Source organism: Campylobacter sp. B0100352/1 (genome assembly GCF_020135855.1).
Taxonomy (GTDB): Bacteria; Campylobacterota; Campylobacteria; order Campylobacterales; family Campylobacteraceae; genus Campylobacter_D; species Campylobacter_D taeniopygiae.
In genome coordinates this window covers 44,597-59,660 of sequence record NZ_JACHTP010000003.1, presented here as the reverse complement: position 1 = coordinate 59,660, position 15,064 = coordinate 44,597, and the positions used below count along the sequence as shown (strand labels likewise).

General features: G+C 29.7%; 14 protein-coding genes. 11 read left to right on the top strand and 3 right to left on the bottom strand.

Translation table 11 applies throughout. The annotated features are described in order from the left end of the window. Positions 1-12 precede the first annotated feature (12 nt). From galU to H2279_RS01685, 5 genes are all read left to right on the top strand, one after another. Entirely contained in the window at positions 13-837 is an 825-nt protein-coding gene (gene galU, locus H2279_RS01705; protein WP_137623083.1) for a UTP--glucose-1-phosphate uridylyltransferase GalU, read from the top strand. Then, positions 831-2,051, top strand: coding sequence for a glucose-6-phosphate isomerase (locus tag H2279_RS01700; protein ID WP_337195389.1), 1,221 nt, complete (start codon positions 831-833; stop codon positions 2,049-2,051). Before galU ends, H2279_RS01700 begins: the two co-directional genes overlap by 7 nt. Before the next feature lie 127 nt (positions 2,052-2,178). Further along, the gene (locus H2279_RS01695) at positions 2,179-2,628 is read left to right on the top strand and encodes a Dps family protein (protein WP_137623081.1); all 450 of its coding nucleotides are present in this window, start codon (positions 2,179-2,181) and stop codon (positions 2,626-2,628) included. Continuing rightward, positions 2,616-3,518, top strand: a complete 903-nt coding sequence (locus H2279_RS01690) for a lipase family protein (RefSeq protein WP_337195388.1) — start codon at positions 2,616-2,618, stop codon at positions 3,516-3,518. Before H2279_RS01695 ends, H2279_RS01690 begins: the two co-directional genes overlap by 13 nt. Positions 3,519-3,557: 39 nt before the next feature. Further along, positions 3,558-4,595 (top strand): ATP-binding protein, encoded by a 1,038-nt coding sequence (locus H2279_RS01685; protein WP_337195387.1) that lies wholly within the window; start codon positions 3,558-3,560, stop codon positions 4,593-4,595. On the opposite strand, the gene H2279_RS01680 is transcribed toward H2279_RS01685, so the two are convergent. The 3 genes from H2279_RS01680 to coaE are packed head-to-tail and all read right to left on the bottom strand — an operon-like array spanning position 4,592 to position 6,679. Further along, the gene (locus H2279_RS01680; protein ID WP_137623079.1) at positions 4,592-5,347 is read right to left on the bottom strand and encodes a glucosaminidase domain-containing protein; all 756 of its coding nucleotides are present in this window, start codon (positions 5,345-5,347) and stop codon (positions 4,592-4,594) included. The genes H2279_RS01685 and H2279_RS01680 overlap by 4 nt on opposite strands. Further along, entirely contained in the window at positions 5,322-6,071 is a 750-nt protein-coding gene (gene dapF / locus H2279_RS01675; RefSeq protein WP_137623078.1) for a diaminopimelate epimerase, read from the bottom strand. The genes H2279_RS01680 and dapF overlap by 26 nt, the downstream gene beginning before the upstream one ends. Beyond that, on the bottom strand, positions 6,068-6,679 hold the full coding sequence (gene coaE, locus H2279_RS01670) for a dephospho-CoA kinase (protein WP_337195386.1): 612 nt from the start codon (positions 6,677-6,679) through the stop codon (positions 6,068-6,070). Before coaE ends, dapF begins: the two co-directional genes overlap by 4 nt. 60 nt (positions 6,680-6,739) lie before the next feature. On the opposite strand from coaE, the gene purM reads away from it, so the two are divergent. The 6 genes from purM (at position 6,740) to H2279_RS01640 (ending at position 15,053) form a co-directional block, all read left to right on the top strand. After that, on the top strand, positions 6,740-7,729 hold the full coding sequence (gene purM, locus H2279_RS01665; RefSeq protein ID WP_337195385.1) for a phosphoribosylformylglycinamidine cyclo-ligase: 990 nt from the start codon (positions 6,740-6,742) through the stop codon (positions 7,727-7,729). Positions 7,730-7,753: 24 nt separating this feature from the next. Further along, positions 7,754-10,066 carry an EcoAI/FtnUII family type I restriction enzme subunit R gene (hsdR, locus tag H2279_RS01660; RefSeq protein ID WP_337195384.1) on the top strand — a complete coding sequence of 771 codons (2,313 nt, stop codon included), beginning with the start codon at positions 7,754-7,756 and terminating at the stop codon, positions 10,064-10,066. A 39-nt stretch (positions 10,067-10,105) separates the two neighbouring features. Then, positions 10,106-11,527 (top strand): hypothetical protein, encoded by a 1,422-nt coding sequence (locus tag H2279_RS01655; RefSeq protein ID WP_337195383.1) that lies wholly within the window; start codon positions 10,106-10,108, stop codon positions 11,525-11,527. 6 nt (positions 11,528-11,533) lie between these two features. Then, entirely contained in the window at positions 11,534-12,790 is a 1,257-nt protein-coding gene (locus tag H2279_RS01650; RefSeq protein WP_337195382.1) for a restriction endonuclease subunit S, read from the top strand. A gap of 88 nt (positions 12,791-12,878) precedes the next feature. Beyond that, positions 12,879-14,369: a type I restriction-modification system subunit M gene (locus H2279_RS01645; protein ID WP_337195381.1), complete on the top strand. Its 1,491-nt coding sequence runs from the start codon at positions 12,879-12,881 to the stop codon at positions 14,367-14,369. A gap of 63 nt (positions 14,370-14,432) precedes the next feature. Then, entirely contained in the window at positions 14,433-15,053 is a 621-nt protein-coding gene (locus H2279_RS01640) for a hypothetical protein (RefSeq protein ID WP_337195380.1), read from the top strand. Positions 15,054-15,064: the final 11 nt, after the last annotated feature.

The window sequence follows — 15,064 nt, the reverse complement described above, 5'->3', positions numbered from 1 at the left end:
TAAAGGATTATTATGCTTCAAACTTGTATTTTTCCTGCGGCTGGTTATGGGACTAGATTTTTACCTGCTACAAAAAGTCTGCCTAAAGAAATGTTGCCTATACTTACTAAACCTTTAATCCATTATGGAGTTGATGAGGCTTTAGAAGCTGGAATGGATAATATGGGCTTTGTCACAGGAAGAGGTAAGAGAGCTTTAGAGGATTATTTTGATATTTCTTATGAATTAGAACATCAAATTTCTGGGACAAAAAAAGAATACTTACTTAAAGACATACGATCTTTAATCGATCAATGTACCTTTACTTTTACACGTCAAAATGAAATGCGTGGTTTAGGCGATGCTGTGCTTAAAGGAAAGCCTTTAGCAGGAGATGAAGCGTTTGGGGTTATTTTAGCTGATGATTTATGCGTGAATGAAAACGGCTTGAATGTAATGGCACAAATGGTTAAGATTTATGAAAAATATCGTTGTACTGTTATAGCGGTTATGGAGGTACCAAAAGAACAAGTTTGTAATTATGGAGTGATCGCTGGAAATACAGTAGAGGAGAATTTGATCATGGTAAATTCTATGATAGAAAAGCCTGATCCTGATGAGGCTCCGAGTAATTTAGCTATCATTGGAAGATATATTTTAACTCCGGATATTTTTGGAATTTTAGAAAATACAAATGCGGGTAAAAATGGAGAAATTCAACTTACCGATGCACTTTTAACGCAAGCAACTAATGGTATGGTTTTGGCTTATAAATTTGAGGGAAGGCGTTTTGATTGCGGTAGTGTTGAAGGTTTTGTCGAGGCGACAAATTATTTTTATGAGAAGAGCAAATGCTAAAAAATTCGATTTTTTTTAAAAAAGTAGAATTTTCTACCATTACTTCTTATGCCTATCGCATCAATGATGAGGTTCAAAGCGGTGAAATAGGGTATTATCATCTTTTTAATACGAGTTTGCCACTCATTGAAGAAAGTTTAGAATTTATCAAAAAACAAGATCATGTTAGAAATATTGTTTTGATTGGAATGGGCGGATCAAGTTGTGGGGTTAAGGCTTTAAAAGATATGCTTTTAAATCAAAAAAGCAAGGATAAAGAGCTTTTTATCCTTGATAATACAAGTACTTATTCTTTATTTTCTGTATTAGAAAAACTCAATTTAGAAGAAAGTTTATTTTTAATCACGAGTAAAACAGGTAGCACTATAGAGGTTGTTTCGCTTTTTAAATTGATCATTGATTATTTTAAGATTGAAATTTCTAATTTAAAAAAATATTTTGTTTTTATTACAGATGAGAATTCTAAATTGCATCAAGAAGGTGAAAATTTAGGCATTAAAAGTTTTTTTATTCCTTCAAATGTTGGAGGACGCTTTAGTGTTCTTTCAGCTGTTGGTATTGTACCACTTTGTTTTTGTGGCTATGATGTAAAAGCTCTTTTAGAAGGTGCTAAGGCTTGTTTTGATGATTTTTTTATCCATAAAAAAGAGGAAATTTTACAAAAGGCTTATCATTATTGTACGCATAAAAATGCAAATATCAATGTACTTTTTTCTTATGATGATGTTTTTAAGGGTTTTAATGAGTGGTATATTCAATTAATCGCAGAAAGTCTTGGAAAAAAGCAAGGTTATAAACGCATAGGACTTACGCCCATTGCTTTAATAGGTGCAAGGGATCAGCATAGTTTCTTGCAATTAATCATGGATGGCCCAAAAAATAAAACCATCACTTTTTTAAAAGTAAAAGACAATGAAAAATCGCCTATAATTCCTGATATTCATTTTAAATTTTTAGATTCTTTGAGTAATAAAGTCAATTTACACGATCTTTTAAACGCACAATGTGATGCGACAATGCATGCTTTGATTTCTGAAAATTTAAGCGTAGATGTTATAGAAATGGAAAAACTTGATGCTTGGCATGCGGGTTATTTGATGTATTATTATGAGCTTTTTACCTCAGCTTGTGGCATAATGCTAGGTATTAATACCTACAATCAGCCTGGTGTTGAAGTGGGGAAATTGATTTTAAAAAATATTTTAAAATCCTAACCATTTTTTAAATAAAAAGAGTATAATAGTTATTAGATAAATTATATGATATAAATTTTTAACTAATAATAATTATTATTTAAGAATTTTATGTTATAATTTTCAAAAATTAAAAAAGGAGTTTAAAATGTCAGTAGTTAAACAATTATTACAAATGCAAGCGGACGCTCATCACTTATGGATTAAATTCCATAATTATCATTGGAATGTAAAAGGTTTGCAATTTTTTTCAATCCATGAATACACAGAAAAGGCTTATGAAGAAATGGCAGAGCTTTTTGATGATTGTGCTGAAAGGGTTTTGCAACTTGGTGAAAAAGCGATCACTTGCCAAAAAGTTTTAATGGAAAATGCAAAAAGTCCTAAAGTGGGTAAAGATTGCTTTACACCAACTGAAGTGATCGAGTTAATCAAACAAGATTATGAGTATCTTTTGGCTGAATTTAAAAAGTTAAATGAGGCTTCAGAAAAAGAAGGAGATACAACTACAGCCGCATTTGCACAGGAAAATATTGCAAAATATGAAAAAAGTCTTTGGATGCTTAGCTCCACTTTACAAAACACTTGCAAAATGTAATTAAAAAGGGGTTTTTACCCCTTTATGATTTTGATACTTTTTTAAATTTATCATCTAAAAAATCTTTAACTCTTCAAGAATTAAATTCCAAAGAAAAATTACACTCTAAATTTCAAGAAAATAAAGAATATTTGATCCAAATGTATCATTATTCTTTGCTTTCTCATGCTGCTTATTTGAATTTAGATTTAAAAGATATCTTTGTTAAAGTTAGTCAAAAAGAATTCTTTAGGGTTTTAACAAATTTTTCTTATAAAAATGGTATAGCCATAGGAAAATTTGATCCTTTTATAGCATTTTATTTTATAAAAAATTTCGTTTTACTCGCTCATATTAATGAAAATTTCTTAGAATCTAAAGGCGGTTTTAGAGCGAGTTTGTTTCAAGATAGAAACACTCAAGAATTTATTTTAGCCATTGCTGGGAGTGATTTAAGGCCGATTAAATTTGATCTTGGAGATATTTGGAGTGATTTTTTAATTTTAAATCACAAAATCCCCAAAGCACAATATTTATCCCTTTGCTCCTTTTATAAAAAACTCAAATCAAAATTTCAATTTAAAAAAATCACTCTAGTAGGACATTCTTTAGGCGGATATTTAGCACAAATTTTTATGGCGCGTTTAGGATTTGCTGTAGATAGAATTTATACCTTTCAAGCTCCTGGGCTTTCTAAAAATATAAAAAATAACAGCTTACATATAAAAAATAATTCTTATCATTTTTATACCCATCATTTGCCTAAGGAGCAAATTTGCTGGCATCATTTTAATTTTGTCCAAGCCTTGTACTCTAAGAAGGGAAATGAGATCATCTTAAATTTAGGAACAAGATTGCATCATCCAAGACTTTGTCCTATGATGATTTATAAAGTTTTAAAACTTTTATGAAGAAAAAATTATTATAATATCCTTTTTAAAAGGAAAAAAATGAAAATATTGAATTTTTTCTATGAAAATGCACCCAAATTTGAAATAGACTATGAAAGAAAAGTGCAAATTTCACAAGCCAATATCATCCTTAAAGGCCCTAAAAAATCAGGCAAAAAAACCTTAATTTTTAATTATCTATCCCAATTTAAACCCGAAGAAATTTTATTTTTAAATTTAAGCGATATACGTTTTGAAAAAGAGAGTTTAAAACAACTTGGAGTTTTTTTGCAAAATCATCATCAAATCAAAATTCTTTGTCTTTATGATCTTGATTTTACTTTGGATTTGCAAGATATCAAAATTCCTATTATAGTAAGCACAGATAAAAAGGATTTGCATTTTAAAGATTTTAAAGAACTTTGGCTTGATTATTTTGATTTTGAAGAATTCATAAGTATCAATAAAAAAAATCTACCCATTAATCACTTAGTAGGGCTTTTTTTGCAAACTGGACGCAGTGAATTGAGCCAAAAAAATGATCTTTTAAAGCAAAGTTTTAACTTTTTAGAGCTTGAAATTTTAAAATATTTAGCCAAAAATTTAGGGCAACAAATCAGCATTTCTAAGTTATTTTTAGAGCTTAAAACAAAGATAAAAACTTCAAAAGACAGTGTTTATCATGCCATAAAAGAGCTTGAAAATCGTTATATTATTTATCCTATTATGCATGGTGAAAAAAAACTTCAAAAGATTTATTTTAGAGATTTTGGTTTAAGGAATAATCTTTGCATTTATAAGGATTTTGCACATTTATTTGAAAATGTGATTTTAAATGAGCTTTTTAAATTTCAAGAAGATTTTTTTTACAATAAATATTTTCATTTTTTTAGCAAAGAGTTAAAAATCGCTTATATTTCTAGTCCGACTTTGGATATTGATTTGATTAAAATTCGTGCAAGAAAAATCGTTTCTAAGGCTTTAGAATTAGGAATTTATAATGTGATATTTATCACCCTTTCGAGTGAAGATAGTTTTTTAGAGCAAGGGGTTAAATTTGAAATTTTGCCTTTTGATAAATTTGCACTCGGTTTTTAATTTTTAAAAAGATCTAAGCTTGGCTTAGAATTAAGATTATCGTATTTTTCAAGATGATATTTATCCATGACCTTTGTTACGATATCGATATAAAAATCTTTACGTTCTGAATAAGCGTGTAAGGTTCTTATAGCTTCAAAGCCTTTTATAAGTTTGCCTTCTTTCATATCTTGATACCTTGCTTCTCTAAAATTAGCGTAAGCAAAATGTCTGTTTAAATTTAAAACGTAAGAATTAACACTATCTTGTAAAGAATCAAAAATTTTAATTTTATGCTTTTTATTAGGATGTCTTAGATCGGGAATCAAGCCTTTATCACCCCAAGTCCATTCCCCAAAAAGATTGTTTGCTTCTTTTGCAAAACGACTAGTGCCGGTTGCGCTTTCAACTAAAGCTTGTGCTATGCCCATAGATTTTGGGATAGGAGCGATTCTTTTTTTATACTCGTAATAATCAAAAAGATTTTGCACTCGATATTTTTCTTTGAGTTCTAAAAGTTTGGCAAAAGCTTGTTGATTGGCCAATCTAAAGCCATTTTGAAATTCGTATTTAAAAAATGCATCGATGAAATCTTGCTCTTTAGCGATTTCTTTAAAACTTTCATCAAACATCGCATTCATTTTAACAAAAAAAACTTGCCTTTTTTCTTCTATGCTTAAGTTATAATAATCTTCCCCAAAGCCATCTTCTAAATTTGATGTAGCAAAAATTTGACTCAAAAAAAGACTAAGAAAAATTATAATTCGCCTCAAAACAGTATCTTACCTTTCCTTTAAAAAACAATTCTTCATGTTCTAATCTAAAATCAACTTTTTCTCCGCTTTTTGGAAATACGCTAGCTTTATCTTGAATTTTTTGCTCTAAAAATGCAAGATAAAAACAAGCTCCCATTCCTGTTCCACAAGCTAAAGTTTCATTTTCGACACCGCGTTCAAAGGTTCGTACCTTTAAGGAATTTTCATTTATGATTTTTGCAAAATTGACATTTGCATCATACTTTTTTCTCATTTTTTCACAAAGTATGATATCAAATTCATCTAAATTTTTACAAAAATGTACTAAATGTGGCACTCCAGTATCGCAAATTTGCCAAGTTTTTCCAAATTCTTCAAACGGGCTTTTTATATTTTTAACTTGTCCAAATGAAATTTCTACCAAATCATTTTCAACTTCGGCCTTGATCACACCTGCTCCAGTTAAAAAAGTCATTTTTGATGGTGTTTTATTGATATGATGTGCAAAATGTGCCGCAGCCCTTGAGCCATTGCCACACATACTTGCATAAGAGCCATCATTGTTATAAAATTCCCATTCAAAATCGTATTTTTCATGAGGCAAGATCACGATAAAACCATCTGCACCTATGCCTTTATAGCGATCGCAAATTTCTTTAGCTAATTCACTTCTATTTTCTTTTTTATCAGCATTTGTAATGATAAAATCATTGCCATTAGCACAATATTTATAAAATTTCAAATTATTCCTTTGGAGATTTTTTTAATCGTCAGTATACATTCTTTTTCAAAATCGGCATAAGAGCCAGTATTTTTTATAATCAAATCCGCTTTTTTAAGTTTTTCTTCGATATCCATTTGAGAATAAAGCCTTTCTTTGGCAGCTTTTAAATTTAAATTATCCCTTTTCATAAGTCTTTCTAGGCTTAATTCTTTAGGAGAATATATCAAGATCACTTTGCCTAAATTCTCATAAGCTTTGCTTTCAAAAAAAAGTGGAATTTCAACGAAATAGGGTTTATTTTGTTTTTCTAAAATTTGCATTTGCTCTAAAATTTGCATTCTGATTTTTGAGTGGGTAAAATCTTCTAATATTTTTTTTGCTTCCTGATCGTTAAAAATGATACTACCAAGAATTTTTCTATCGATTTTTTTGTTCTCTTTTAATAATTTTTGATTTTTTGTATTGAATTTTGAAAACATTTGTGCAAGTTCTAAAGAGTGTTGATCTAAAATTTCATGAGCGATTTCATCTGCGCTGATGCTTTGAAATCCCATAGAATTTGCAATTTGTATAAAAGTGCTTTTGCCGCAAGCGATTGAAGCGGTTACAAAAAAAGCATTCTTCATCTTATGCCTTATTAAAACTTTTTTCGTTAAAATAACTTTTTATTTCTTAAAGGAAAATTAATGAAAATTTCATACGAAGATGCTGGAGTAAGTATAGATAACGGTAATGCTTTTGTTGAAGCTATAAAGCCACTTGTAAAAGAAACTTTTAATGAAAATGTTATCGGTGGCATAGGATCTTTTTCAGGTGCTTTTAGAATGCCAAGTGGCTTTAAAAAGCCTGTGATGTTAAGTGCTACAGATGGAGTTGGGACTAAACTTCGCTTAGCTATAGACGCAAAAAAATACGACACCATAGGGCAAGATTTGGTTGCGATGTGTGTGAATGATCTTATTTGTAATTTTGCTACGCCTTTATTCTTTTTGGATTATTATGCTACGGCTAAATTAGAAGTGGATGTTGCAAAAGTTGTTGTTGAAGGGATCGCTAAGGGTTGTAAGTTGGCAAATTGTGCTTTAATCGGCGGTGAAACTGCTGAAATGCCTGGAATGTATGCAAAAGATGATTTTGATCTTGCTGGTTTTGCTGTAGGCATGGCTGAAGAAGATGAAATCGATCGAAGCAAATTTGTAAAAAATGGTGATATTTTATTGGCACTTCCAAGTTCTGGACTTCATTCTAATGGCTATTCTTTAGCTAGAAAAGTGCTTTTTGAAAGTTTAAAGATGAAGTTTGATGATAAAGTAGAAGGAAAAAATTTAATCGATGTTTTATTAGAGCCTACAAGAATTTATGTGCGTGATTTTCTTACTTTAAAACCTTTTATCAATGCTTTAGCACATATTACCGGTGGGGGCTTGGTTGAAAATTTACCGCGTGTTTTACCGCGTGGAATGGGAGCAATCATCCGAAAACATCATCTTAAAACCCCTGAAATTTTCTATACCATAGGCGAAGCGGTTGAAGAAAATGAAATGTATAGAAGTTTTAACATGGGTGTTGGTTTAGTGATGGTGGTTGATCCATCAAATGTAAGCAAGGTTTTAGAGGCAAGTGATGCTTTTATCATCGGTGAAATTGTGATCAATGAAGGTATAGTTTTAGAGTGATTTTTTAGCTTTTTGGGGATTGTGATGAAATTTCTTTCAGAAGATGATACTAGAGTAAAATTTATAGATACTAAGCTTTATAGTAGTTCTTGGAGTGAAGCTGATATTCGCAGAAATTATTATTTTACAACAGGTAGAAAGCTTTTAGGTGGTAAAAGAGGCGAAAGAAAATTTGTGGATTATTTGCTCACATATGAAGGAAAAAATCTTGCCGTAATCGAAGCTAAAAAACTTAGTAAAGATGCCTTAGATGGATTATCTCAAGGCATAGAATATGCAAAAAATTTAAATGTATTTTTTGTATATAGCACCAATGGAGAAAAAATTTATGAATACGATATGAGAAGCTCTAAAGGAGAATACATAGATAAATTTCCAACTCCAAAAGAGCTTTTTGATCGAATTCATGGCAATCTTAAAGAGTGGCAATACAAACTTTTAACGCAAAAACCGATGTATATGCCAGAAAAAGAGTTAAGGTATTATCAAAAAATAGCGGTTGATAAAGTCATAGAAGCAATTATAAATGATAAAGATAGAATTTTACTTACTCTTGCTACGGGTACAGGAAAAACAACTATAGCTTTTGCTTTATGTTATTGTTTATTGGAAGCAAAATGGAATAAAGAAAATAAAGATCAAAAACCTAAAATATTATTTTTATGCGATAGGATTACCTTAAGAGATCAAGCTTTGGGGGAATTTAATCCTATAGAGGGTGATTGCAAGGCAATTAGCGCTGAAGAGATAAAGAAAAATGGTGGAAAAATCATAACAAATGCTAATGTCTTTTTTGGAATTTATCAAAGTTTAGCTTCAAATTCAAAAGAACAAGAAAATACCGAAGAACAACAAGAGAGTAAATTTTATCTTCAATATCCAAAAGATTTTTTTGATCTTATCATTATAGATGAATGTCATAGAGGCGGAGCCAATGAAGAGGGAAGTTGGAGAGCGGTGCTTGAGTATTTTTCTTACGCGACTCAAATCGGTTTAACCGCTACCCCAAAAAAAGAAGAAAATATAGATACTTATGAATATTTTGGCGAAAGTGTTTATGATTATAGTCTTAAAAGTGGTATTGAAGATGGCTTTTTAACACCTTATAAAGTCAAACTCATCAAAACAAGCTTGAGTGATGGTTATGTTTATAATCCTAATGATTTGATACAAGGGGATCTTGAAAAAGGTTTTTACAAGCAAAGTGAATTTGAAAGAAATATATTTTTACCAAGATATAATGATTTTATCGCTAAGAAAATTTTAGAGCTTATAAATCCTATGGATAAAACTATCGTTTTTTGTGTCAATCAAACCCATGCGAGTGAGGTAAAAAGAGCTATAGATAAATACAAAAGCGTTAAAGAAGATGATTATTGTGTAAGGGTAACGAGCGATGAAGGTAAAATAGGGATTGATTATCTAAAGCAGTTTCAAGACAATGATAAAAGCTTTCCCGTTATACTTACAAGTTCTAAAATGCTTACAACGGGCGTGGATGCTAAAAATGTCCGCAATATCGTTTTACTAGCAAATATAGGTTCTATGGTGGAATTTAAGCAAATTATTGGGCGTGGAACTAGAGTGTATGAAGGTAAAGACTTTTTTACCATACTTGATTTTGTTGGCGCTACTAAGCTTTTTTACGATCCAAAATGGGATGGTGAAAAAATAGAAGAAATCAAAGAAAAAGAGCAAGAAAAAGAAAGAAAAGTCACCAAAGAGATAAAGAAAACAAAAGAAGAAAGCAAAGAGAAAAAAAGAGTAACTGTGCATCTTGTAGGTACAAAACTTAAAGTTTTAGATATCGTGACAAGTTATGTGGGATTAGAGGGTAAGCCACTTCGCACTAAGGAATTTTTGGAATTTTTGATAGGCAAGCTGGGTGAGTATTATGATGATGAGAAAAAATTGCGTGAAATTTGGAGTGTTCAAAGCAATAGAGAGAATTTTTTAAAAGCTCTTGCAAAAGATGGAGTGGATGAGGATGCTTTAAAAGATTTGAGTGAAATTTTTGAAAAGAAAGATTGTGATATATATGATGTTTTGGCGCATTTAAGTTTTAATAGCGAGATCAAAACAAGGCAAGAACGTGTTTTGCAAGTAGAAAATAGCGAATTCTTAAAACGTTTTCAAAGAGAAAAGGCTATAAAATTTATAGAATTTTTACTGAATCGATATCAAGAATACGGCATAAAAGATTTTGATGAGGGTTTAAAACCACTTATAGAGCTTAGTTCTTTGGGTAGTGTTAGAGAATTGGCCAATGAATTTGGAAGTTTAGAAAATTTAAAGCAAAGTTTTGATGACTTGCAAAGGGAGATTTATTTAAGATAGTATGGTTTAATTATTTAATAAAAAATAAAAGGATATTTTATGGCAAAAAATACAATAATTGAGGTTCATAATAAACAACTTGAAAAATATTCTGGTTCGTTTAATGAAATGGTTCAAAAATTAGGTATACCAGCAGATGTATTTCAAAATTATAATGACAGAATAACAGTTATAGTTAATCTTGAAAATATTTTATCTCGCATTGAGAAACATAAATTACAACAAGCAAACTATATTTCAAAATTTATGGCTTCCATTTCTGTTGGTTTATTTGATGCTGCGTTAAATTATTTATGGAATGAAACTATACTAAATATCAGAAATAAAATAATACAATATGATATCTCTTATTTTTTAGAGCAATCTTCTTTAAATGAGAATAATAAACGACAAATTAAATCAGATGAAGATTTAAGTAAATTAACAGACTTTGATTTATTAAAAGGTGCCAAAGAAATTGATTTGTTGAGTGAGACTGGTTATAAAAAATTAAATTATATTAGAGAGATGCGAAATGAAATGAGTGCAGCACACCCAAATAACAATGCTTTGAATGCTTATGATATGCTATCGCATTTGCAAACTTGTATAGATGAAGTAATTTGTTCTAAAGAGTCAGAAATAGCAATAAAAGTGAAAAAATTTCTAGGAAATATTAAAAAAAACTCTTTATCTGAATTAGAGATTATAGAAATTGGAGCATTTATAGAAAATCAATCCGATAAAAAAATTAATGCTTTAGCATTAGGTTTATTTGGTATTTACACTGATGAAAATACTGCTAATTTTGTTATTGATAATATAGATGCTTTATATCCATATATATGGAACAATTTAAAAGATGAAACAAAGTATAAAATTGGTATTAAAATTGCAGAATATTCTGCAAATGGTGACAATAATAGAAGCGCTAAGGGAAAAGAGTTATTAAAAAATGTTGATGATGGAATGTCTTATTTATGTAAAGAACATAAAATTGTAGAGTTAAAAAAAGAGTTGGAAAATCTTATCAATGCGCACAATGCATATGATAATTTTTATAAAGAGCCATATTATGCTAAAAAAATAGAGAATTTGGTTGGTAAAAAATTTGATATTCCAAAAAATATAGAATATGAGTATGTTTTAACTATGATTAATGTATTTTTAGGCAATCGATTTGGAGTTTCATGGGAAGCTTGTGAAATTTATTTATTGTTAATAAAAAATTTTACAGAAAATCAAATGAAATTAGCCATACAATCAATTTTAGAAGATGAGATAAATAGAAAGTTGGAATTTAGCCAAATAGCAAGAGAGCAATTTTTAAAAATGATTGGAATGTTTAAGCAAAAATTAAAAAATTCGAACCTAATTAAAATATGTGGAGATATGGAAAAAAGCCAAAATTTATATGCTTTTTTTGGAAAAGATATTGATGAAGAGTCAAAAAAGAATATTTTAAATACTCGTTTTAAATAGGTTATGTTGAAAAATTGGGAAATTAAAACACTTGAAGAAGTTTGTAAAAATTCAAGTTCAAATTTAGCATTAAAAGATATTAAAGATAAAAATGGACGATATCCTGTTTTTGGTGCTAGTGGGATTGTCGGCTATGTGGATTTTTATCATAAAGATAAAGAATGTTTGGGCATAGTTAAAGATGGGGCAGGGGTAGGAAGAATTTTTATATTGCCAAAAAATACTTCAGTTATAGGAACTTTAAATTATTTAGAAACTTTTGAAAATATCAATCTTAAGTATTTGTTTTATTTTCTCAATAATATTGATTTTTCAAAGTATGTTTTAGGTACAGCTATACCGCACATTTATTTTAGAGATTATAAAAAAGAACAAATTCCTATACCGCCACTCAAAGAGCAAGAAAGGATAGTGGGGATTTTAGATGAGAGTTTTGCAAAGATCGATGAGAGTATAAAAATTTTAGAGCAAGATTTGCTCAATTTAGATGAATTGATGCAAAGTGCTTTACAAAAGGCTTTCAATCCTTTAAAAGACAATGCTAAGGAAAATTATCAACTCCCGCAGGGTTGGGAATGGAAAAGCCTAGGTGAGATTTGCCAAATTTTAGGCGGCGGAACTCCAGATACAAAAAATCCTATTTTTTGGTATTCAAATCAAACAGATGAAACACAATGTGAAAAAAGCGTTGTCGGGGGTTTGGGGGATTTTAAGGGGGATAAGGGGAGCGACTTCGCAATTAAAGCCCCCTTGTCCCCCTTGGAAAAAAACTATTATTGGGCAACCCTTGTAGATACAAAAGAAAAATATTTATATCGAACAAAAAAGAAAATTACACAAAAAGGCTTAGATTGTAGCAATGCAACTTTATTGCCTATAAATTCTGTTATTTTCTCATCTCGTGCTTCAATTGGAGAGATAAGCATCGCGAAAGTAGAAACCGCAACAAATCAAGGTTATAAGAATTTTATTTGTGATGAAAGTGTATTGTATTATGAATTTTTATATTTTGCATTAAAACATTTTACCAAAGAAATAGAATTGTTAGCACAAGGTACAACTTATAAAGAAGTAAGTAAGACAAAAATCAAAGAATTTAAAATCCCACTACCACCACTAAAAGAGCAAGAGCAAATCGCTTCGTATTTAGATGAGCTTTCTTTAAATATCAAGGCTTTGAAAGAAAATTACAAAACTCAAATCAAAGACTATGAAGAACTTAAAAAATCACTACTGAAAAAAGCCTTTGAAGGAAGATTGTAAATGTTAAAATTTTTGAAAAATTTTAACACATTAGCTAGATATGTTAAAAATTTTTGATTTTTTTAACATATTTTTTTAAAGGATAAAAATGCAAAATAAGATCGATCGAATCACCGATATTTTAAGACGCGATGATGGTATAAGTGGTGCTATGCATTATACCGAGCAGATTAGCTGGATACTTTTTTTGAAATTTTTAGATGATTATGAAGAAGAATTAAAAATCGAGGCGATGTTAAATGACAAATCTTATCAAAGCATCTTAGATGAGAAATTCAGATGGCAGGTTTGGGCAGCGCCAAAAAAAGATGGCAAACTTGATGTAAAAAATGCTTTGAGCGGATCAGATTTGCTTGATTTTGTCAATAAAGAACTTTTTGTTTATCTTAAAAATTTTAAAAACAATGAAAATTTTAAAAGCATAGAATACAAAATAGGCGGTATATTTGAATTTATAGACAATCGCATCGCCAATGGACACACCTTAAGAGAAGTTATAAATATCATCGATGAGTTGAGCTTTAACAAAGAAAGTGATGTTTTTGCTTTAGGAGAAATTTATGAAAAGCTTTTAAAAGATATGGGAAGTGATGGGGGAAATAGTGGAGAATTTTACACTCCACGTCCTCTAATAAAAACTATGGTTGAGGTGATAAATCCTAAGGCTAAGGAAAGAATTTACGATCCATCTTGTGGAAGTTGTGGTTTTTTGGTGGAGAGCTTTTTTCATATTTTATACAAAGATAGAGCTAAGAGAGAAAAGGCGAATTTGAGCGTAGAAGAGCTTGAATTTTTAAAAAATGATGCGCTTTTTGGTAAGGAAAAAACTCCGCTTAGTTATGCAATGGGTGTTATGAATATGATACTTCATGAAATTTCAAGTCCAAATATCATCAAAACAAACACGCTTAGCAAAAAAATTACAGATATAAGCGAAGATGAAAAATATGAAGTGATCTTAGCAAATCCGCCTTTTGGAGGCAAAGAAAAAGAACAAATTCAAGAAAATTTTCCTGTAAAGTCAAACGCTACTGAACTTTTATTTTTACAGCACATTTTAAAATCTTTAAAAAACAACGGAAGATGTGCTATTGTCGTGCCTGAAGGCGTGCTTTTTCAGAATTCAAATGCTTTTGTGAGTGTTAAGAGGGATTTACTTGATGATTTTAATTTAGAATGTGTTTTGAGTTTGCCAAGCGGGGTATTTTTGCCTTATAGTGCGGTTAAGACTAATGTATTGTTTTTTTCCAAAGGTTTAAGAAGTATCATAGATGAAAAAACTAAAGATGTGTATTATTATGAATTGATTCCTCCTTATAAACTGACAAAAAATAAACCTTTAGAATACACGCATTTTGATGAGTTTTTAAAATGTTATAAAGATAGAAAAATCACGGCTAATTCTTATCTTGTTAGCCTTGAAGAACTCAAAAATAGAAATTATGATCTAAGCGCTAAAAATCCAAATGTTAAAGAAGAAAAATCTTTGCGTGAAGTGGAAGAAATTTTAGAGGAATTAAAACAAAATCAAGAAAAAGCTAAAGAGTTATTTGTTGGCATCTTAAAAACTATAAGATAAACTAGATTTAAAATGATTTATATATAATAAAAAGCTTAAATTATTTTTTTACAAGGAAAATTTATGGAAGATCGACAAAAAATCGCTAGAAATGTGAAAATTTTTGCTTTTGCGAGTTTGATTTTTGGTGCGTTAGGCGGTTTAATACCGTTATTGAGTATAGTTAGTTGGATTTTATATATCATTGTTTTATATAAACTCAAAGTTCATGCTGGCGCTAAGAAGTTATTTATTAATTTTTTTAGTATGGTAGGTATCGGTTTTTTTGGTGGTATCATTGTGGGTATTTTACTGTATGGCGTTCATGAACAAGGCACTATTATAGTTGTAGAAATTTTATTGTGGATTATTTCTTTAGCAGTTTCTTACATATTTGCTAAGAATATGTTTTATGAAATCGCAAGAGTAACTCATCAAAAATATTTTATCAAAGCTTTTTACACAGGTTTTATAGGTATTTTAGTTTTTGTTGTAGATGCAGGTATAGTTTTGATTTTAGGATTAAATGGAAATGAAAGTATTTTTATCTTAACAATTATTTCAATTTTAGTTTTTGTAGGAATTGTACTTTTGATTATAAGTTGTATTTATTATGTTTTAGCTTGGATTAAATTTAAAAGTTTTGATGAAGAGATAGAAATAAATAATATAGAAAATCAAATTGATTTAAACTCAAAAAAATAAAAGGAAATCTT